Raw genomic sequence first — 20,762 nt, 5'->3', positions numbered from 1 at the left:
CGACCTTGGTCGGCACGAACCCCGCCGACCTTGCATCGCGCCCTGTGTCGCTTGTGCCACCACCGTGATCGCTGCCGCGCCCCGCGCGTGTAGATCCACGCCATGCGTGGATGCACTTCGGTAGTGCCGGCCGCTGGCCGGCAACCAGGCCTCAACCCCCGGCCAACCCCAGATACCGCGCATGCAGCTGTTCCACCTGCACCTGCAGGTCCTCCGGCTGCCCATCATTGACCACCACGTCATCGGCCAGCGCCAACCGCTGTGCGCGGCTGGCCTGCGCAGCAATCATCCGGTCGGCCAGCGCGGCATCAATGCCATCGCGCTGCATCAGCCGCGCGTGTTGCACGGCTTCGGGCGCATCCACCAGCAACACCCGGTCCAGCCACGGGTAGGCTTTCTGCCCGCCCACCTCGGTCAGCAGCGGAATCGCGGCAATCGCATAGGGGCTCTCAGCCTGCTCGCACTGCTGTTGCATCAGCAGGCGGATGGCGGGGTGGGTGATGGCTTCCAGCGCCGTCCGCTCGGCCGGGTCGGCAAACACGTGGGCGCGCAGGCGCCCCCGGTCCAGGCTGCCGTCGGCCAGCAGCATGTCGGCGCCGAAACGCTCGGCAATGCGAGCCAGCGCCGGGCTGCCGGAAGCCACCACGGCACGTGCGGCCAGATCGGCGTCGGCCACCACGATCCCCAGCGCCTCGAAGCGCCGGGTCACCTCGCTCTTGCCGGAGGCGATGCCGCCGGTCAGGCCAACCACATAGCGGCTCATGGGGACTCCCCTCAGCGCAGCCCGCTCATCACCAGGTACTGCTCCACCAGTGGCGCACCCCACATGAAGTACAGCCAGCCGGCGATGGCCAGGTACGGCCCGAACGGGATGGGCGTGGCGCGGTCACGGCCGCGGCTGTACAGCCAGATCGAACCGATGATGGCGCCCAGCACCGACGACAGCAGGATGATCGGCAGGATGCCCTTCAGACCACACCAGGCGCCCAGGGCCGCCAGCAGCTTGAAGTCGCCGTGGCCCATGCCTTCCTTGCCGGTCAGCTGCTTGAACAGCCACCAGACCGTCCACAGCGACAGGTAACCCACTGCTGCACCCACCAGGGCGGGCTTGGCTGGCATATACAGGTTGTCGATGCTGCCTATCAGCCCCAGCCACATCAGCGGCAGGGTCAACTGGTCGGGCAGCAGCTGCGTTCGCAGGTCGATGCCGGACAGGGCGATCAGGAAGCAGGTCAGCACGATGGCACCGAAGCCCTGCCAGCCGAAGCCGAACTGCCAGACGCAGGCCAGCACCAGCACCGAGGTCAGCGCCTCCACCAGCGGGTACTGCAGCGAGATCGGCGCCTTGCAGTGCCGGCACTTGCCACCCTGGATGATCCAGCTGAACAGCGGGATGTTCTCGTACCAGCTCAGCTTGTGCTTGCAGTGCGGGCAATGCGACGGCTCCACCACGATCCCCGGTGGGGGTGGTTCATAGAAGTCCGGTTCCTCCAGGACTTCGCGCGCATCGCGCTTCCACTGCCACTCCAGCCGCTTGGGCAGCCGCAGGATGACCACGTTCAGGAAACTGCCCAGCAGCAGTCCCAGGGCGGCCGCGGCGGGGTAGCCGAGGCCGGGGTGCTGGTCGAGAAATGCCATTGATACCTTTAGCCGACGACGGCGCCGAGTTTGAAGATGGGCAGGTACATCGCGATGACCAAGCCACCGACAATGGTACCAATGAACACCATGATCATCGGTTCCAGCAGGCTGCTCAAGGCATCCACGGCATTGTTCACTTCCTGCTCGTAGTATTCAGCCACCTTGAACAGCATGGCGTCCAGGGCGCCGGCCTCTTCGCCGATGCCGGTCATCTGGATGACCATGTGCGGGAACAGAGCAGTCTGCTTCATCGCCATGTTGACCGGATAGCCAACCGAAACGTCATCGCGCATGCGCAACACGGACTCCTCGTAGACCTTGTTGCCGGTCGCGCCGGCCACAATGCCCAGCGCCTCCACCAAGGGAACACCGGCCTTGAAGGTCACTGCCGTAGTACGGGCAAAGCGGGCGATGGCACTGTTGTGCATGATCTGCCCGATCACTGGTACCTTCAGAATGGCCCGATCCAAGCCATGCTGCATCTTTGGCGATCGCTTGTAGGCCATGATCGTTCCAACGACCACCGCAACGATCACGATCACGATGGGCAGCCACCAGCTAACCATGAATCGAGATAGTCCCACGACCATCTTGGTAAAGGCCGGAAGGTCTGCACCGAAGCTGGTGAAGACTTCTTCGAACTGGGGAACGACCCATACGAGCAGGATCGTACTGACCAGGAAGGCCACCACCAGAATCATGGCGGGGTAGAACAGGGCCTTCTTGATCTTGCCCTTCAGTGCTTCGATGTTCTCCTTATAGGAGGCGATCGTGTCCAGTACCGTTTCCAGCACGCCGGCGCTTTCACCCGCGCGCACAAGGTTGCGGTAGAGCTCGTCGAACTGGACAGGGTGACGACTGATCGCTTCGTTCAGTGAAGAACCCCCCTCGATGTCAGCCCGAATCCCATCCACCATCTTCTTCATGCGCGGGTTCTTGTGCCCGCTGCCGATGATTTCCAGTGCCGAGACGATCGGTACGCCGGATTTCATCATGGTGGCCATCTGCCGGCTGAAGAAGGCGATGTCCTTGGCATTCACCGGCTTGCCGGCCGCGCCGAACAGCGGCTTCGGCTTGGGCTTGACCTGACCGGGGTTGATCCCCTGCTTGCGTAGTTCGGCGCGCAGCAGATTGGCGTTCTTCGCCAACTGCTCACCCTTCATCTTGATACCCCGCTTGTCGGTCCCCTCCCAGACAAACGGTTGCAGCTCCATGGTGCTTCGCGCCACGGGCTCTTTCTTGATCGCACTGCGACTGACAGACATGTTGGCTCCCCAAGGCCCGCCATCCCCAGGCGGGCATCCTGACCGGCGATGGTAGCCGGTTCGGGGCCGTCCGGGGAGCCTGCTGGCGTGACGCCGCGCAGGGTTTTCGACCTGGCGAGACGAAAGGTGACGTACCGCGTCACATTGCCGCGTCCATCGCAGATTCGCTTCTGGGGGGTTCCCATCCGCGAAATTGCTGCCATCATTGGCGCGGGGAAATCGGGGAGACGCTGCCATGGGAGATTGGCACGTAACCTGCGTTGATCCACCCGCGGGGACGGGCAGCCTGCTCATCCGGTCATTTGGGCAAAGTGAGCCACCCCCGACATCAACCACTACTTATCTTGGGGATGTACCACCATGAAGAACCAGAAGGGCTTCACCCTGATCGAACTGATGATCGTCGTCGCGATCATCGCCATCCTGGCCGCCATCGCGCTGCCGGCCTACTCTGACTACACCAAGAAGTCGAAGGTGTCGGAAGTGATTCTGGCTGCTTCGTCGCTGCGTACCGCTGTGGCTGAATACGCTGCTTCGAACAATGCACTGCCCGCTGCGAGCTGGAGCGGTTATGAAGCGCAGTCGTCGAAGTACGTCAAGAGCGTGGCGTGGGAGGATGGCAAGATCGTTGCGACTGCCCAGGGCATCGATGCGGCCATTGATAACCAGACTATTGAGCTGAGCGCATCGCTGAACTCGACCAATGGCACCGTTGCGTGGACCTGTGGCGGTGACATCCCGGCCAAGTTCCGCCCGGGTAGCTGCCAGTAATTCCACCGCTCTTTCGAGCGGGCAGTGTTTCAAGGGAGCCCCGCTTTACCCGGGGCTTGCCTTTTTGGGGGAAGGATAGGGAATGAATGCTCTGCGCAGGATGGCGCCATGGTGTTTTGCATTGGCGCTGATTGTCTATTTGAGGCCATACACGGGTATTCGTCACGACGCCACTCTGTATCTTGCGCAAGCGCTGAGGGTAATTTCGCCGGACGTATTTAATCGTGATCTCTTCTTTGTTGCTGGAAGCCAGGCCGACTTCACGGTATTCCCGCAGCTCTTGGCCGCCTTGCTTCGTCATTTTCCAGTGGGCGATGTTTTTCTTGCGTTTACCTTCTTCACCAGGTTGTGCTTCTACGCTGCAAGTTGGTATCTGATCCGAGTGCTCTTCCCTGGGAAAATGCAGTGGCCTGCTATTTTCTCATTGATCGTGATGCCTACTGGATATGGCTCATACAGCATATTTGCATACGCAGAGCCTTTTCTGACCGCTCGCCCCATTGCCGAAGCTCTGTCTCTGATCGCTTTGGGCCTTTTGATTCGTCGCCACTCGATGTGCGCAATTATTGCCTTGGGCATCGCAGGAGGCCTGCATCCATTGCAGGCGCTGGGTGCGGCGATTGTTGCCTGGTGCTGGCTGGTTATGCAGGACCGACGTTGGCTGTGGGCGCTACTGGCGGCGATCCCTGTCTGCATCTTGGGCATTGCCAAGGTCGGGCCGTTCTCCGGATTGTTCACTAGGATCGATCCGGATTGGATGGAGCTGCTGCTGCAGTTGAGTGACAATATTTTCCTCTCCCACTGGGAGGTCCGGGACTGGTGCATTGTCGTCACGGATTTTTATCTTCTGTATCGGCTTTCCCGTTGTGTTCCCATCGATAGTCCTCTTGTCGCGCTCTGTAAGGCGGTCATGGCGGCATTCGCCGTCGGACTCACGTTGTCCGTTCTCTTCGCCGATATGCTGCAGTTGGCGTTGCCTGCAGGCGCCCAGTTTTGGCGTGTGCTCTGGGTAGTTCACTGGTTTGCGATGGCAGGTTTGCCATGGGTGCTGTGGGATCAGTGGCAACGCCAGCCGAAGGATTGGGTCGCGATTATTCTGATGGTGGCGATCGTCGGGACGGGCGCGAGTGTCTCCCGGACGACTCTGCCATGGGCCGTGCTCGGCCTGATTCCTCTGAGCATTGCTTGGCCATACGTTTCAACCAAGGTGGGAAGAACCATCAAGGGTTTCATGCTGGTTGGTCTCATTGCGATTCTTGTGGTCGCTTTGTTTCGCTATCAGTTCAGTGCGTGGCTGGTTTTCAAGGCGCTCGGTAGCAGTCTGGAACGTGTCCGTCAGGATGTAGTGATACTGGGTTACCCGTTAATAGCTGGCTCATGTGTGGCGCTTCTTGCCTGGATCTATACCCGCTCAGGGAGGAATCTCGGTGCTGCACTGGGAGTGCTTTCTTTGATTGCATTGGGAGGGGCGGTACACCTTTGGGATTCGCGGAGTCCTTGGTCGAGAGTGGTTGAGGCATCTGCAGGCCAAGATGTGTTCGGTGAGCATGTGCCGCTTGACTCGACTGTCTACTGGTACTCGGCAGAACCCTCGCCGTTAGGGCCATGGCTCGTGCTAGGACGTGCAAGCTACTTCAATATCTTCCAAATGGCAGGGCAGGTTTTCAATCGAGGCACATCATTCGCAGGCATACAGCGCCAGCTCCAGATTGGACCGGTGAACGTCCAAGGTGAGATCTGCGACACTGTGAACGCGGTAAACGGAGAGCCTGATTCGTGTTGGATCGGCGACGCTGGGCTGCGCTACATGTGTACGCCTTACAAGGACGTCGCTGCGCCCGACTATTTCGTCCTGCCTTTCCGACAGACTCGCCATGTGCGGGGAACATGGGAGGCTCGTCACCCGGATACCGATGAGCTTCTCGGCAGCTACTACCTGTACAAATGCAGTGACTGGAAAGATCCCTCCGGTAAGGCACACATTGATCGGCAGTCTTGGAACTCCGTTTCGGTTCGTGGTGGGGAGGGAACTGACAATGAATAGATCCTCGCGCGGCGCAATTCACGGGAAGGGAGTAGTTGGCGAAGGTATTGGCTATCTAGCAGCATCTGCCATCGCCTTGGCGGCTGATCTGGGAGCGTTCTATCTCCTCTCATGGTGGATTGGCGGCTGGTACTTTGCTGCTGCCGGGGGCTTCCTGGTTGGCAGTGTTGTCGCCTACGTCATTAGCGTTCGCTGGGTGTTCGTTCGACGCGCGGTCAGCTCTGCCTCGGCGGAGCTGGCCATATTCGTGCTGATTGGTTGCTTCGGTCTGCTGGTTGTCCAGGGCGTGATGTGGGTCTGCATTGAGTGGCTTGGTATGCCGGGGAGCATTGCTAGGCTCGTTGCGGTCGGGTTCTCGTTTACGTCGAACTTCGCATTGCGCAAGTTGATTCTTTTCCGGTCGCGGGCACGCGAACGGGCCATCGGGGAGGTGGCATGAGCAAGCATGTAGTAATCATCGGCGCGGGTCCGGCGGGTTTGACTGCCGCGTTGGAACTAGTGGGTCAGCCGGGTGTGCAGGTCACCGTGCTGGAGGCGGACGACTGCGTGGGGGGCATCTCGCGCACGGTCAACCACAATGGAAACCGCATCGATATTGGTGGGCACCGGTTCTTTTCGAAGTCGGACTGGGTGATGCAGTGGTGGGCGAACCTGATGCCCATCGAACACACAGGCGATGTGCCGTTGAATCTTCGCTATCAGGGCCAAGCGCGTGAGGGCTTGCCGACGGGGGCGCCTGTGGCAGAGAGCTCACAGCCGACTGCGATGCTGGTGCGCAACCGCCTGTCGCGCATCTATTTCAATCGGCGCTTTTTCTCTTACCCGTTGAAGCTGAATGCGGACAGTTTCCGAAACCTCGGGGTGGGCAAGTCCGTATTGTTCGGTTTCAGCTATCTGCGCTCGCAGGTTAGCAAGATTGAGCCGGAAGTGAGCCTGGAGGACTTCCTCGTGAACCGCTTCGGGCAGCGTCTTTATCGACAGTTCTTCAAGGAGTACACCGAGAAGGTATGGGGTGTGCCCTGTAACCAGATCAGTGCCGAATGGGGTGCGCAACGCATCAAGAGCTTGTCGATCACCAAGGCGGTGTTGCATGCTGCGCGAAGCGCGCTGGGCTTGAACGGAAAGGCTGAACAGACTTCGTTGATCGAGAATTTCCTGTATCCGAAGCATGGCCCCGGTGAGATGTGGGAAACGGCTGCCGCGCAGTTCGTCGCGCGTGGTGGCACGTTGTTGATGAAGCATCGCGCTGTTGGCCTGGAAGTGGGCGAAGGTCTGGTGCACAGCGTCACCGTACAGTCCGGGACTGGCGAAGCCTTCAAGTTGGAGTGCTCGCACGTTGTCTCGACCATGCCCGTGCGTGAGCTGGTGTCCGTCTCGCGGACAAGCTGGCCCGAGGATGTGGCTGCGATCGCCGATGGGTTGCAGTACCGTGATTTCATCACCGTCGGGCTGCTTTACGATGCTGCCGATCTTCCGCGGGCACTGGGCGACAACTGGATCTACATTCAGGAGCCGGGTGTGAACGTTGGGCGGGTACAGGTCTTCAATAACTGGAGCCCCTACATGGTTCGTGACGCATCAAAGGTGTGGATGGGGCTCGAGTTCTTCTGTCGCGAGACTGACCCACTGTGGAACATGGATGATGCCGACCTGCAGGCACTGGCCCAGCGCGAGATGCTCCAGATCGGCTTGGTTACTACCGAGCGTGCACAGGATGCGGTCGTGATCCGAGTACCCAAAGCCTATCCAGGCTACTTTGGTGAGGCCTACGCTCAGTTCGACCGATTGCGGTCTGCATTGGATCAGGTACAGAACCTGTTCCTGGTGGGTCGCAATGGCATGCACCGCTACAACAATCAGGATCACTCGATGCTGACAGCCAAAGAGGCTGCTGATCAGATCCTGTCCGGTAACGTGGACAAAAGTCGGCTGTGGTCGATCAACGTGGACGATGAGTATCACGAAGAGGCCAAGGCCTGAGACCAAGGTCCTCCTCATGTCTCCTTCCCGGCGCGTGCTGGGATTGAGGAAGACGATAGTCCAGCGCGGTATTCGATCTGACGTGGAGTCATGCAGATGTGGAACGTCCTTGTCTGTGGAGGGGCGGGTTACATCGGTAGCCACATGTCACAGTGGCTGGCCGAACAGGGCCATGCGGTAACCGTGTTGGACAACCTGTCTACCGGTCACCGGCAGGCAGTTAAATGGGGGGAGTTCATCCAGGCAGATCTACTGGACGAGTCTTCGATCGTGCGTGCGTTAAGCGGGCGGCGCTTTGACGTCGTGATGCATTTCGCTGCGAGTTCGTTGGTTGCATCTTCAGTCGTCGATCCATTTCCCACCTATCGGAACAATGTGGCCGGTACGCTGAATCTACTGACGCAGCTGCGGCGCAGTGATATTGGCAAGTTGGTCTTTTCATCCTCGGCTGCTGTCTTCGGGCAGTCGTCGGCTTCCCTTGTCGACGAACAGCAGCCGAAGCAGCCGATCAATCCCTATGGCGCCAGCAAGTTGATGGTTGAGCGGATGCTTGCTGACGCTTGGGAATCGTATGGCTTGTCATCAGTGGTACTTCGTTACTTCAATGCTGCCGGTGCTCTTCCTGAACACGGCATAGGTGAGGCGCATGCGTGCGAGACTCATCTGATTCCGAACGTGCTCAGGGCCGCCGCCGGACGGGCGCCACCGCTGAAGGTGTTTGGAGTGGACTACCCCACACCTGACGGGACCTGTGTGCGGGACTATGTGCATGTGCAGGATCTCGCACGGGCTCATGGATTGGCGATGAACCTGATGGAGCGGAGCCCGGGAGCCCATGACTTCAATCTTGGCAGTGAACAAGGCTACTCAGTCATGGATATCGTTGAGGCTGCCGCGCAGGTGGTCGGGCGCGCAGTACCTTTCGAGGTAGTCGGCCGCCGGCAAGGGGATCCGGCTCGGCTGGTGGCGTCCAGTGCCAAGGCGCAACGGGAGCTGGGATGGGAGCGAAGCTGGCAGGACCTGGTAGCTATCGTCGAGAGCGCTTGGGGTTGGCATCGGGAGCAGCCGTTCTGAAGGCGGACTTTGTGTGTCTGGACAAGCGTTCACACGGGCTGCGCGGTTAGTATGTCACCCCTGTAGACAACACTATGGCCGCCACGGCGGCCGTCTTGGGCCAGTAAAGGAAGCGTATGAGCGCAGTCACCACCCCCAATCTGGTCGGCATCACCGGCCTGGCCCGCCGCCTGGTCCAGGACGGCGCGCTGGACGAGGCATCCGCCCGCGACGCCATGGCCAAGGCTGCCGCCGCCAGGCAGCCACTGCCGACGTGGTTCGCGCAGAACAAGCTGGTCAGCGCCTCGCAGCTCGCCGCTGCCAACGCGGTCGAGTTCGGCATGCCCTTGTTCGACGTGTCTACCTTCGACGCCAGCCAGAACGCGATGAGCCTGGTCAGCGAGGAACTGCTGCGCAAACATAATGTGCTGCCGCTGTTCAAGCGCGGTGGCAAGCTGTTCGTGGGTACCAGCAATCCAACCCATGCACTGGACGAGATCAAGTTCCACACCAATCTGGTGGTGGAGCCGATCCTGGTGGATGAAGACCAGATCCGCCGCACGCTGGAGCAGTGGCACGCCAGCCACGACACCATCGGCGATGCGCTGGGCGGCGACGACGAGGGCATGGCCAACCTCGACGTTGGACTGGGCGACGAAGACAACGCGGGCGGCGACTCCGGCATCGACGCCAAGGGCGACGACACCCCGGTGGTGAAGTTCGTCAACAAGGTGCTGGTCGATGCCATCCGCAAGGGCGCATCGGACATCCACTTCGAGCCTTACGAAGACGACTACCGCGTGCGCCTGCGCATCGACGGTCTGCTGAAGATGGTGGCGCGCGCGCCGGTGAAGTTGAACCAGCGCATCGCCGCGCGCCTGAAGGTGATGGCGCAGCTGGATATCGCCGAGAAGCGCGTGCCGCAGGACGGCCGCATCAAGCTGAACCTGTCCAAGAGCAAGCAGATCGACTTTCGCGTCAGCACGCTGCCGACCCTGTTCGGCGAGAAGGTGGTGCTGCGTATCCTCGATGGCAGCGCGGCCAAGCTGGGCATCGACAAGCTGGGCTACGAGCCGGACCAGCAGAAGCTGTTCCACGACGCCATCCACAAGCCGTACGGCATGGTGCTGGTGACCGGCCCGACCGGCTCGGGCAAAACCGTGTCGCTGTATACCGCGCTGGGCATCCTCAACGATGAGACGCGCAACATCTCCACCGCCGAAGACCCGGTGGAAATCCGCTTGCCCGGCGTCAACCAGGTGCAGCAGAACAACAAGCGCGGCATGACCTTCGCTGCGGCGCTGCGCTCGTTCCTGCGACAGGATCCGGACATCATCATGGTCGGCGAAATCCGCGACCTGGAGACGGCCGAGATTGCGATCAAGGCGGCGCAGACCGGCCACATGGTGCTGTCCACGCTGCATACCAACGATGCGCCGCAGACCATCGCGCGTCTGATGAACATGGGCATCGCGCCGTACAACATCACCAGCTCGGTGACGCTGGTGATCGCCCAGCGCCTGGCGCGCCGGTTGTGCGGCAACTGCAAGCGCCCGGCCAACCTGCCGGAGCACGCGCTGCTGGCCGAGGGCTTCACTCAGGCGCAGCTGGATGCGGGCATCCAGTTGTACGAGGCGGTGGGCTGCGATGAGTGCACCGAGGGCTACAAGGGCCGAACCGGTATCTACCAGGTGATGCCGATGACCGATGAGATCGCCACGATCGTGCTGGCCGGCGGCAACGCGCTGCAGATTGCCGAGGCGGCGCAGCAGATCGGGGTGAATGACCTGCGGCAGTCGGCGTTGAAGAAGGCGGCAGCGGGTGTGACCAGCCTGGCCGAGATCAATCGCGTTACCAAGGATTGAGGTAAATCCACGCCATGCGTGGATGACGCGATGCATGAGGTTGCCGGCCAGCGGCCGGCACTACCGCGTTTGGTGGGTAGATCCACGCCATGCGTGGATGACGCGATGCATGTGGGTTGCCGGCCAGCGGCCGGCACTACCACGTTGGTGGGTGGATCCACGCCATGCGTGGATGGCGCGGCGGCGCGCGCCAACCAAGGTTGGCGCCTACCAGGGCCGTTCGGCCCTTACTCCATCCCCAGCTTCTTCAGCTTGTAGCGCAGCGCGCGGAAGGTAATTCCCAGCTGCGCAGCCGTGCGGGTCTTGTTCCAGCGGTTCTCTTCCAGCGCGCGCTGGATGGCGCTGCGTTCCAGCTGCTCGATGTACGAGGGCAGGGCGGCACCGCCCGGCTGCAGGTCGGCCACGGCTTCGGCGGGAGCAGCGCCGCCGGGCGCACGCGGGGCGTGCTGCGGCAGGCGCAGGTCGTCGGCACCGATGCGGTCTTCTTCGGCCAGTGCAAGCGCGCGCTCCAGAATGTTCTCCAGCTCGCGCACATTGCCCGGGAACGCATAGTGGGCCAGCGCTTCCAGCGCCGACGGCGCCAGCAGCGGGGTGGCACGGCCGTGGCTGCGGGCCAGGCGTGCCAGTACGGCGGCTGCCAGCTCCGGCAGGTCCTGGCGGCGCTCGCGCAGCGGCGGCACCTTCAGTTCGATCACGTTGATGCGGTAGTACAGGTCGTGGCGGAAGCGCCCGTCCTCGACCAGCTCGGCCAGGTCACGGTGCGTGGCCGAGAGAATGCGCACGTCCACCGGTTCTTCGTTGGCCGCACCCACCGCACGCACCGACTTTTCCTGGATGGCGCGCAGCAGCTTCACCTGCATCTGCAGGGGCAGCTCGGCCACTTCGTCCAGGAACAGGGTGCCGCCATGTGCAGCCTGGAACAGGCCCGGCTTGTCGGCATGGGCGCCGCTGAAGCTGCCTTTGCGGTGGCCGAAGAATTCGCTCTCCATCAGCTCGCCGGGAATGGCACCGCAGTTGACCGGCACGAACGGACCAGCCGCACGCGCGCCCTGGGCGTGGATGGTGCGCGCGACCAGTTCCTTGCCCACGCCCGATTCACCGAGGATGTAGACCGGTGCCTGGCTGCGCGCGACCTTGCCGATGGTGGTGCGCAGTACGTCCATGGCCGGCGAAGCGCCGAGCAGGCGTGCAGCCTGTTCGGTGGCGGGGCCGGGCGCAGGGCGTTCGGTGTTGTTGAGTTCCAGCGCGTGCTTGACCAGGCCGCGCAGCACCGAGATGTCCACCGGCTTGCTGACGAAGTCGAAGGCGCCGGCCTTCAGCGCTTCCACGGCCAGGTCCATGCTGCCGAACGCAGTGATCATCGCCACCGGTGTGCGCGGGTAGTGCTGGGCGATCTCGCTGACCAGCTCGATGCCGTTGCCATCCGGAAGGCGCATGTCGGTGATGCACAGGTCGTACGGGTTGCTGGCCAGCAGCTCGCGCGCTTCGGCCAGGTTGGCGGCGGTACTGATGCGCAGCCCCATGCGGCCGAGGGTCAGTACCAGCAGTTCGCGGATGTCGCGTTCATCGTCGACGACGAGGGCGCTGCGGGTTTCGTTCATGGGCGTGAAAGATAAACGAGGGGGCTGGAAGCGACAAATGTTTGACGCACAGAATTGGAATCAGGTGGGCAACAGCGTGTGCGGGCCAGGCAGCACCAGGCGGAAGCAGGAGCCGCCGGCGGGCACCGGGATGTAGTCGAGCCGTGCCTGGTTGGCGCGGCACAACTCGCGGGCGATATACAGGCCCAGCCCGGTGCCGTGCTCGGAGGTAGTGAAGAACGGGCGGAACAGCTGTGCGGCCACGCTCTCGGGAATGCCGGGGCCACGGTCCATCACGTCGATCACCGCGCTGCGCTCGTGCTGCGCCACGCGCAGGCGCACGCGCGCCGGCTGCTGGCCGATGCGGCCGTACTTCAGTGCGTTGTGCACCAGCACGGTGAGCACCTGGTACAGGTGTTTGCTGTCGACCTGGGCCATCACCGCCGTGTCGCTGATGATCGGTTCGATGCTGTCGGTTTCCAGCGTCTGGCCCTGCTTGTACTCCAGCACGAAGCGGCGCACGAAGGCGACCAGGTCGACGTTCTCGGGTGTGGCGCGCTCGCGCCGTGCCAGCCCCAGCACGCTCTCGACGATGCCGTTGGTGCGCTGGCATTGCTGGCGGATGATCTGCAGCAGGCGGCGGTCGCTTTCGTTGAAACCGGTGCCTTCCTCCAGCAGCTGCACGGCGTAGTTGATCGCTGCCAGCGGATTGCGGATCTCGTGGGCGAGGCTGGCCGAGAAGCGGCCCATCGCCGACAGGGTGAGCGATTCGGCGCGCCGCGAGACCACGCTGGAGTCGTCCAGGAATACCAGCGCCAGTTCGCTGCCGGCCAGCAGGCGGGCGAAGCGCGGTTGCACTTCCGGCTGGTCGGGGTTGAGCTGCAGCGGCAGTTCGTCCTGGGCCCAGCCGTTGCGCCAGCGCTGCAGGCGGCGCGCCAGTTCCGGCGCGGCACTGGCCAGATCCAGGCGTCCCGTCTCACCGATGCCGTCGTTGTCGCCGAGCAGCATCGAGGCCGCTTCATTGGCCAGGGTGATGCGGTTGTCGGCGTCCACCACCAGCACGCCGGTGCGCATGCGGCGGATGATCAGTTCGTTGATCTGGAACAGGTTGGCCACTTCGTCGCCGCGCTGGTTGGCCAGCTGCTGGTTGCGGCGCGCGCGGTTGCCCACCTGGTAGCTGATGAAGGCCAGCGCCAGGTAGCTGGTGGCGAACATGGCCAGCTCGGCCAGCGTGCGGGTGGGATCACCGCCTTCGAGCACCTTCCAGAGGTATTCGATGCCGGTGGCCAGGCTGGCAGCAACCGCCAGGCCCAGGCCCCAGCTCAGCGGCAGCAGGGTGGCGGCGGCGGCGATGTTGAACAGCAGCGACATCGAAATGCCGGCGCTGGCACCGGGCAGGGCATGCGCCAGCAGGGTGGCGGCGATGATGTCCACCAGCACGCTGCTGACCACGATCGGGCGCAGCCAGCGTTCGTTGCGGCCGATCGCCAGGGCCAGCAGCGACAGCAGCAGATAGATCGCCGCGACGGTATCGGCCAGACGCGGGTGATGGGCCTCGCCGACCATGCCGGACAGGGGGCTGTAGAGCAGGCCGGCGATGACCGCGGCGATCAGCACCCGGTACAGCGCGAAGAAGTACAGCTCACGCCGCGGAATCGATTCGATGCGGTCGATCAATGAAGCACTGGGTGACACGCCGGAACTCCCCTTCTGGCTGCCTGGGTCTGGAATCTGCGGCGGCCCTGCCTGGCATCCCCTGAAGCCGGGCGGGTTCGTCGCTTCTATGTGGCCCGCGGTGGAAGCTGCCGGGCAAGCCCGACACTACACACCTTGGTTGACCAGTATAGGGCCCCCGGCAGGACGCCGCCGGAGCCGCCCGGATCGCGCATTTGGCCTGCCGTGGATACCGGTGGCCAACGCCGGCCCGGGCGCAACTGCCTGAATGGCGGTGAAAATCTGGCCGGGTGTGGCGTTTTGTACAGACTTCTTTGCGCCCCGGCGCCGGCTCGGCCACAATAGTGGGCCCGCCGCGGTCCATGCCGGCGCCCCGCCGGGGCCCTGAGGAATTGCGTGCGGTCGTTCCTATTCCCACGGTGACGCATGAATTTCCACGAATACCAGTCAAAACAACTGCTTGCCGAGTACGGCATCCCGGTCCCGGCCGGCAAGGTCGCTGCGACCCCGGACGAAGCGGTTGCCGCTGCCAACTCCCTGGGCCAGGGCCCCTGGATGGTCAAGGCGCAGATCCACGCTGGCGGCCGCGGCAAGGCTGGCGGCGTCAAGTTCTGCAAGACCACCGACGACGTGAAGGCCGCTGCGGCCAAGATGCTCGGCACCAAGATGGCCACCTACCAGACCGCTGGCGTTGAACTGCCGGTCAACCTGGTGCTGGTGACCACCGCCGGCGAGATCGTCAAGGAACTGTACCTGTCGGTGCTGGTCGACCGTGGCACCAAGACCATCACCTACATCGCCTCTTCGGAAGGCGGCGTGGAGATCGAGCAGGTCGCGGCTGAAACCCCGGAGCTGATCCACTCGCTGAACGTCGACTTCGTCGAAGGCGTGCAGGGTTACCACGGCCGTGATTTCGGCTTCAAGCTGGGCCTGACCGCCAAGCAGGCCGGCCAGTTCGCCAGCATCATGGTGAACCTGTACCGCCTGTTCAACGAAAAGGACCTGGCGCTGGTTGAAATCAACCCGCTGGCCATCCTGGACGACGGCAACCTGTACGCGCTGGACGGCAAGTTCGACAGCGACGACAACGCCGCGTTCCGCCAGAAGGCCCTGGTCGCCATGCGCGACAAGACCCAGGAAGATCCGACCGAAGTGATCGCTTCGGAGCTGGACATCAACTACGTCACCATGGACGGCAACATCGGCTGCATGGTGAACGGCGCAGGCCTGGCCATGGCCACCATGGACGTCATCAAGCTCAACGGCGGCGAGCCGGCGAACTTCCTGGACGTGGGCGGCGGTGCCAACAAGCAGCGCGTCATCGAAGCGTTCAAGCTGATCCTGTCCTCGGACAAGGTCGAAGGCATCTTCGTCAACATCTTCGGCGGCATCGTCCGCTGCGACATGATTGCCGAAGGCATCATCGCCGCCGTGAAGGAAGTGGGCGTCAAGGTTCCGGTCGTGGTGCGCCTGGAAGGCACCAACGTGGAAGAAGGCAAGCAGCTGCTGCGCGACAGCGGCATGGCCATCATCCCGGCTGACAACATCAACGATGGCGCCAAGAAGATCGTTGAAGCTGTCAAGAACGCTGCCTGATTCGACACCAAGGAATTCCCATGTCTGTTTTGATTAACAAGAACACCAAGGTGATCGTGCAGGGCTTCACCGGCCAGCAGGGCACCTTCCACGCCACTCAGATGATCGAGTACGGCACCCAGGTTGTTGGCGGCGTGACCCCGGGCAAGGGTGGCACCACCCACATCGACCTGCCGGTCTTCAACACCGTTGCCGACGCCGTGCAGAGCACCGGCGCCAACGCTTCGGTCATCTACGTGCCGCCGCCGTACGCGGCCGACGCGATCCTGGAAGCCGCTGCTGCCGGCATCAAGGTCATCGTCTGCATCACCGAAGGCATCCCGGTGCTGGACATGCTGCGCGTCAAGAACGTGCTGACCCGTTCGCATCCGGACACCGTGCTGATCGGGCCGAACTGCCCGGGCGTCATCACCCCGGGTGAGTGCAAGATCGGCATCATGCCGGGCCACATCCACCAGCCGGGCAAGATCGGCATCGTGTCGCGTTCGGGCACCCTGACCTATGAAGCGGTCAAGCAGACCACCGAAGTCGGCCTGGGGCAGTCCACCTGCATCGGCATCGGTGGTGACCCGATCAACGGCCTGAACTTCGTCGACTGCCTGAAGCTGTTCAACGAAGACCCGCAGACCGAAGGCATCATCATGGTTGGCGAAATCGGCGGTGACGCTGAAGAAGCCGGCGCCGAGTACATCAAGAACCACGTGAAGAAGCCGGTCGTCGGTTTCATCGCCGGTGCGTCGGCTCCGGCCGGCAAGCGCATGGGCCACGCCGGTGCGATCGCCTCGGGCGGCAAGGGCACTGCCGAAGGCAAGTTCGCCGCCATGGAAGCTGCCGGTGTTGTCACCGTCCGCTCGCCGGGCGACCTGGGCGCTGCCATCGCCAAGCTGGTGAAATAAGACCGCTTGTGTAGAGTCGAGCCATGCTCGACTGACGCTCTTGCTTCAAACAGAAGGGCCGCCTCCGGGCGGCCTTTCTGCGTCTGGTGCCCTGACCATCCCGGTAACCCCATCCACGCATGGCGTGGATCTACTGAGCCGGGGCTGTCCACGCAGTGAGCGCGCCCGGCGCGCGCATGGCGCAGCGCTACAATGGGCACATTGCAACCACAGGCTGGATTCCCATGGCTTCGATCCGCATCGCGATGGCGCAGTTCGACTTCCCGGTCGGCGATGTCGCCGGCAACACCGAGCGCATCATCGAGATGATCGGCCAGGCGCGCGACGAGTACGGCGCCGAGCTGGTGATGTTCCCCGAGCTGGCGGTGAGTGGTTATCCGCCGGAAGACCTGCTGCTGCGCCCGGGCTTCCTGTACGAGTGCGAGCAGGCGATGGCCCGCATCGCTGCTGCCTGCCGTGGCATCACCGCCGTGGTTGGTTGGCCGCAGGCGGCCGGTGCGGTGGTCTACAACGCCGCCAGCGTGCTGCGTGACGGCCTGGTCGAGCAGACCTACCGCAAGCGCGAGCTGCCCAACTATGCGGTGTTCGACGAGCGCCGCTACTTCGATGTCGATCCGGATGGCGGCAGCTGCGTGTTCGAGGTCAACGGCATTCCGGTCGGCCTGCTGATCTGCGAGGACCTGTGGTTCGCCGAGCCGCTGGCCGACACCGTGCGCGCCGGTGCGCAGCTGGTGGTGGTGCCGAATGCCTCGCCCTACGAGCGTGGCAAGCATGCCCAGCGCGATGCGGTGCTGGCCGCACGCACCCGTGAGAGCGGGGCGGCGATCGCCTACCTCAACGTGGTCGGTGGCCAGGACGCGCTGGTGTTCGACGGCGCCTCGGTGGTGGCCGATGGCGACGGCACCGTGCACCCGGCCGCCGCCGCCTTCGTCGACCAGTGGCTGGTGGTGGAGTACGACGGTGAAAGCCGCCGCTTCATGCCGCACGTGTGGATGGACGATGGCGACGAGAGCATGGACGCGCTGGCCTGGCGCGCAGTGACCCGTGGCATCCAGGACTACTGCCGCAAGAACGGCTTCAAGAAGGTGTGGCTGGGCTTGTCCGGCGGCATCGATTCGGCGCTGGTGCTGGCCATGGCCGTGGACGCGATGGGCGCGGAAAACGTCACCGCCGTGCGGTTGCCGTCGCGCTATACCGCGGGCCTGTCCAACGACCTGGCCGCCGAACAGTGCCAGGCACTGGGCGTGAAGCTGGAGGCGGTATCGATCGAGCCGGCGTTCAAGGGCCTGATGGAATCGCTGGCGCCGATGTTCGAAGGCACTGCGCCGGACGTGACCGAAGAGAACCTGCAGTCGCGCAGCCGTGGCGTGATCCTGATGGCGCTGGCCAACAAGTTCGGTGGCCTGTTGCTGACCACCGGCAACAAAAGCGAATACGCGGTGGGTTACGCCACCATCTACGGCGACATGTGCGGTGGCTATGCGCCGCTGAAGGACCTGTACAAGACCGAAGTGTTCGGGCTGTCCAAGTGGCGCAACACCGTGGGCGGCGCGCCGGTGATCCCGCCGGCCGTGATCAGCCGCCCGCCGTCGGCCGAGCTGCGCGAGAACCAGCTGGACCAGGATTCGCTGCCGGCCTATGACGTGCTGGACGGCATCCTGTACCGCTACATCGACCAGGAGCAGTCGCGCACGGAGATCGTTGCGGCCGGTTACGACGCGGCCGTGGTCGACCGGGTGCTGCGCCTGGTGCGCATCAGCGAGTGGAAGCGGCACCAGGCCGCGCCGGGGCCGAAGGTCTCGCGCCGGGCATTTGGCCGCGAGCGTCGTTACCCGATCAGCAACGGCTACAAGGGCTGAAGCTGCGGTTGGCGGGTAGTGCCGGCCGCTGGCCGGCAACCCGTGTACCGTGCATCCACGCATGGCATGGATCTACTGGGATCTACTGTAGAGCCGAGCCATGCTCGGCTCAGAGGCAGTCGAGCGTGGCTCGACGCTACATTTCAGGCCTTCCACGCATGGCATGGATCTACCGGGCTTCGTCGAGCAGCTGTTCGAGATCGGCAGTTTCGGTGGCTTCGTCGAACGGGCTGTCCCTCAACCGCGCACGCACGAACGCCAGCCCATCGGCTGCCGCCGCATCCAGCGTGCCGCGGTGGTCGACCGGGTAACGCCGGAACGCGACCGGCTCGCCTCGCAGGGCTAGGCCTGCGGCATACAGCAGGGTGGTCAGATAGGGCACATCGCGGTCCTCGCTGCCGTGGCCCAGCATCAGCGGTTGGCTGAAGCCGCGGCGCGGTACACCGAGATAGTCGTACAGCACCGCCCAGATGCCCGGCACGCTGGTCAGCGGTGCAGTGAACATGCTGCCGGTATCTGCACCGTCCAGCGTGGTGGCCAATTCGCCCAGGCACTGTTCGCGTGCCACTGCCACGCGGGCGCGACCGGTGTCGCTGAGGACGCGGTCGATCTGTGGCGCAACCTGCAAAAGACCGTCGAGCAGATACGCGTGATACGCGTTGAGCGCGCCAGGATTGGCGGTGCGGTTGTCCGGCTTCATCACCAGCGCAGTCAGCTCGACGGCGGTGGGCGTGCCGGTGGTGAAGCTGCCGCGGTAGTGCAGGGAAGGGCCACCATAGGTGGGCGCCAGATGCCCGGCTGTGAGGGCTGCAGCGCCACCCTGTGAATGACCGACCGAGACCCAGCGCGGCGACAGCGCTGCGTTGCCCAGGTACTGGCGGCTGGCCTTGACCAGGTCGATGGCATTGCGCGCGGCCGTGCGGACGTGCAGATAGGCATGCTCGCCGGGGCTGCCGAGCCCCTGGTAGTCCGCGGCGACCACCGCATAGCCCTGGGCCAGGAACTGATCGAGGAAGCGCCCGTCGCGTTCGGGTTGGTAGGGGCCGGACACCGAGGGCGCGCAGCGATCTGCGATGCCCTGGGTGCCATGTGCCCAGGACACCACCGGCCAGCCGCCCGCTGGAGCCGCGCCGGCGGGCAGGTACAGCAGGCCGGTGCCTTCGGCCAGTTGGCCGCGAAGATCCGGGGTGCGGTAGTGGAGCTTGTAGGCCTGCACAGCCTTGGACGGCACCCATGACGCGCGATAGGGGGCAGCAGACAGCAGATCGCCCGGTGCACCCGGTGCGGCAGCCAGGGGTGCCGAGGACAGCGCCAGCAGGGCGGTGGCGAGGAGGCAGGCGAGGGGGCGGAAACGGCGGGGCGGTAGGGTCATGGGGCGCTCCTTCACGGCCGGGATGGCCGTTGCGCCGCAGTGTGGAGGGCGTCGCCGGAGCGGGATGCGACCGGCGTCGCATCCGCCGGGAATTCGTAGAATTCCTAGTGTCGTGGTCCATGGGCGCACGAACCCTCCACGCATGGCGTGGATCTGCCGACAAAGAAAAGGCCCCTTTCGGGGCCTTCTTTTACTTCTTTTCCAGTCGCGCGTTGCGCTGGCCGGTGCTGGCGGACTTTTCGCCGGCGAACGGGTTCAGCTTGCGGATCATCCACGGGTACTTCGGCCACTTGCCTTCCAGCCACGGGTGGTCCGGCTGGTTCAGCTGCAGGACGCGGCGGGCATCGTCGGCCAGGGTCTTGTTGCCCAGGTGGGTGTAGGAATCGGCCAGCACAGCCACGGCGTCGTACTGGAACGCGCTCTGCGGGTAGGTTTCCAGCAGGTAGTTGGCGCGGCCGGCGGCCGAGACCCAGGCGCCGCGGCGCATGTAGTACAGGGCGTTGTCCAGCTCATGCTGGGCGAACACGTCACGCAGCTCCAGCATGCGCTGGCGCGCATCGGCGGCGTAGCGGCTGTTCGGGTAGCGGTCCACCACGATGTTGAAGTCCGAATACGCCTGGTGCGGCGTGGACAGGTCGCGACGGCTGGCATCCAGCGACCATACGCGGCGCAGGAAAACCGTACTGCGGTTGGAGTTGGCCAGGCCGCGCAGGTAGTACAGGTACGCGATGTTGCGATGGGTCGGGTAGGTACGGATGAAGCGGTCGATGCTGGACACCGCGTCATCGTGCTTGCCGGCCTTGTACTGGGCGTAGGCGGTCTCGATCATCGCCTGCTCGGTGTACGGACCGTACGGATACTGGGCCACCAGGCGGCGGAAGCTGGCTTCGGCGCCGCTCCAGTTGCCACCCTGCATCAGCTTGTGGCTCTTCTCGTACAACTGTTCGACCGGCGTCCCTTCATCGGGGCGATCGCCCTTCTTGGCACCACGGTGGCAGCCGGTGGCGGCGATGACCAGCACCAGCAGCAGGGCGGTGAGGCGGACGGGCGCGGAGAGCATGGCGGAGCGTCGGATCATGGGGTCGAGGCGGGACGCGGCTGGAATACGAAGGGTCGATGATAGCCTAGTGTCCTGTCCAGCGACTGAAACCGGCCGCCGGGACCCC

General features: G+C 63.7%; 16 protein-coding genes. 9 read left to right on the top strand and 7 right to left on the bottom strand.

The genetic code is table 11. The annotated features are described in order from the left end of the window. Nucleotides 1-151: 151 nt before the first annotated feature. From coaE to ACZK45_RS16850, 3 genes are read right to left on the bottom strand one after another with little or no spacing between them, the layout of a single operon-like run. A complete protein-coding gene (coaE, locus tag ACZK45_RS16860) occupies nucleotides 152-763 on the bottom strand; it encodes a dephospho-CoA kinase (protein WP_253143961.1) in 612 nt (203 codons plus the stop codon). Nucleotides 764-774: 11 nt separating this feature from the next. After that, nucleotides 775-1,638 (bottom strand): prepilin peptidase, encoded by an 864-nt coding sequence (locus ACZK45_RS16855; protein WP_032128827.1) that lies wholly within the window; start codon nucleotides 1,636-1,638, stop codon nucleotides 775-777. Between the two features lie 8 nt (nucleotides 1,639-1,646). Further along, nucleotides 1,647-2,906, bottom strand: a complete 1,260-nt coding sequence (locus tag ACZK45_RS16850) for a type II secretion system F family protein (RefSeq protein ID WP_478444950.1) — start codon at nucleotides 2,904-2,906, stop codon at nucleotides 1,647-1,649. 360 nt (nucleotides 2,907-3,266) lie between these two features. Between ACZK45_RS16850 and ACZK45_RS16845 the strand changes: the two genes are divergently transcribed. The 6 genes from ACZK45_RS16845 to pilB all read left to right on the top strand — a co-directional run bounded on the left by ACZK45_RS16845 (nucleotide 3,267) and on the right by pilB (nucleotide 10,619). Continuing rightward, on the top strand, nucleotides 3,267-3,677 hold the full coding sequence (locus ACZK45_RS16845) for a pilin (RefSeq protein WP_180838165.1): 411 nt from the start codon (nucleotides 3,267-3,269) through the stop codon (nucleotides 3,675-3,677). Between the two features lie 82 nt (nucleotides 3,678-3,759). Beyond that, nucleotides 3,760-5,721: a hypothetical protein gene (locus ACZK45_RS16840; RefSeq protein ID WP_180838166.1), complete on the top strand. Its 1,962-nt coding sequence runs from the start codon at nucleotides 3,760-3,762 to the stop codon at nucleotides 5,719-5,721. After that, nucleotides 5,714-6,160: a GtrA family protein gene (locus ACZK45_RS16835; RefSeq protein ID WP_180838167.1), complete on the top strand. Its 447-nt coding sequence runs from the start codon at nucleotides 5,714-5,716 to the stop codon at nucleotides 6,158-6,160. The genes ACZK45_RS16840 and ACZK45_RS16835 overlap by 8 nt, the downstream gene beginning before the upstream one ends. Continuing rightward, nucleotides 6,157-7,701: an NAD(P)/FAD-dependent oxidoreductase gene (locus ACZK45_RS16830; protein ID WP_180838168.1), complete on the top strand. Its 1,545-nt coding sequence runs from the start codon at nucleotides 6,157-6,159 to the stop codon at nucleotides 7,699-7,701. The genes ACZK45_RS16835 and ACZK45_RS16830 overlap by 4 nt, the downstream gene beginning before the upstream one ends. 144 nt (nucleotides 7,702-7,845) lie before the next feature. Next, nucleotides 7,846-8,775 (top strand): UDP-glucose 4-epimerase GalE, encoded by a 930-nt coding sequence (gene galE / locus ACZK45_RS16825; protein WP_478444949.1) that lies wholly within the window; start codon nucleotides 7,846-7,848, stop codon nucleotides 8,773-8,775. A 116-nt stretch (nucleotides 8,776-8,891) separates the two neighbouring features. Continuing rightward, nucleotides 8,892-10,619 carry a type IV-A pilus assembly ATPase PilB gene (pilB, locus tag ACZK45_RS16820; protein ID WP_478444948.1) on the top strand — a complete coding sequence of 576 codons (1,728 nt, stop codon included), beginning with the start codon at nucleotides 8,892-8,894 and terminating at the stop codon, nucleotides 10,617-10,619. Between the two features lie 227 nt (nucleotides 10,620-10,846). On the opposite strand, the gene ACZK45_RS16815 is transcribed toward pilB, so the two are convergent. Together ACZK45_RS16815 and ACZK45_RS16810 are read right to left on the bottom strand one after the other, a co-directional pair. After that, complete coding sequence (locus ACZK45_RS16815) at nucleotides 10,847-12,220, bottom strand: sigma-54-dependent transcriptional regulator (protein ID WP_032128822.1); 1,374 nt, start codon at nucleotides 12,218-12,220, stop codon at nucleotides 10,847-10,849. Between the two features lie 60 nt (nucleotides 12,221-12,280). Beyond that, nucleotides 12,281-13,894: a sensor histidine kinase gene (locus ACZK45_RS16810; RefSeq protein ID WP_032128821.1), complete on the bottom strand. Its 1,614-nt coding sequence runs from the start codon at nucleotides 13,892-13,894 to the stop codon at nucleotides 12,281-12,283. Between the two features lie 405 nt (nucleotides 13,895-14,299). Here ACZK45_RS16810 and sucC point away from each other — a divergent pair, with 405 nt between their 5' ends. The 3 genes from sucC (at nucleotide 14,300) to ACZK45_RS16795 (ending at nucleotide 18,224) form a co-directional block, all read left to right on the top strand. Continuing rightward, nucleotides 14,300-15,469 (top strand): ADP-forming succinate--CoA ligase subunit beta, encoded by a 1,170-nt coding sequence (gene sucC / locus ACZK45_RS16805; RefSeq protein WP_004154430.1) that lies wholly within the window; start codon nucleotides 14,300-14,302, stop codon nucleotides 15,467-15,469. A 20-nt stretch (nucleotides 15,470-15,489) separates the two neighbouring features. Next, on the top strand, nucleotides 15,490-16,365 hold the full coding sequence (sucD, locus tag ACZK45_RS16800; protein ID WP_005410793.1) for a succinate--CoA ligase subunit alpha: 876 nt from the start codon (nucleotides 15,490-15,492) through the stop codon (nucleotides 16,363-16,365). A gap of 224 nt (nucleotides 16,366-16,589) precedes the next feature. Further along, nucleotides 16,590-18,224 (top strand): NAD+ synthase, encoded by a 1,635-nt coding sequence (locus ACZK45_RS16795; RefSeq protein WP_032128820.1) that lies wholly within the window; start codon nucleotides 16,590-16,592, stop codon nucleotides 18,222-18,224. A 169-nt stretch (nucleotides 18,225-18,393) separates the two neighbouring features. On the opposite strand, the gene ACZK45_RS16790 is transcribed toward ACZK45_RS16795, so the two are convergent. Both ACZK45_RS16790 and ACZK45_RS16785 read right to left on the bottom strand, forming a co-directional pair. Then, on the bottom strand, nucleotides 18,394-19,596 hold the full coding sequence (locus ACZK45_RS16790; RefSeq protein WP_125892739.1) for a lipase family protein: 1,203 nt from the start codon (nucleotides 19,594-19,596) through the stop codon (nucleotides 18,394-18,396). Nucleotides 19,597-19,786: 190 nt separating this feature from the next. Continuing rightward, the gene (locus tag ACZK45_RS16785) at nucleotides 19,787-20,674 is read right to left on the bottom strand and encodes an outer membrane protein assembly factor BamD (RefSeq protein ID WP_029379759.1); all 888 of its coding nucleotides are present in this window, start codon (nucleotides 20,672-20,674) and stop codon (nucleotides 19,787-19,789) included. Nucleotides 20,675-20,762 lie beyond the last annotated feature (88 nt).

The sequence above is a fragment of the Stenotrophomonas sp. 63632_Sma genome, assembly GCF_056482875.1.
This window is presented reverse-complemented; position numbering and strand designations above follow the sequence as displayed.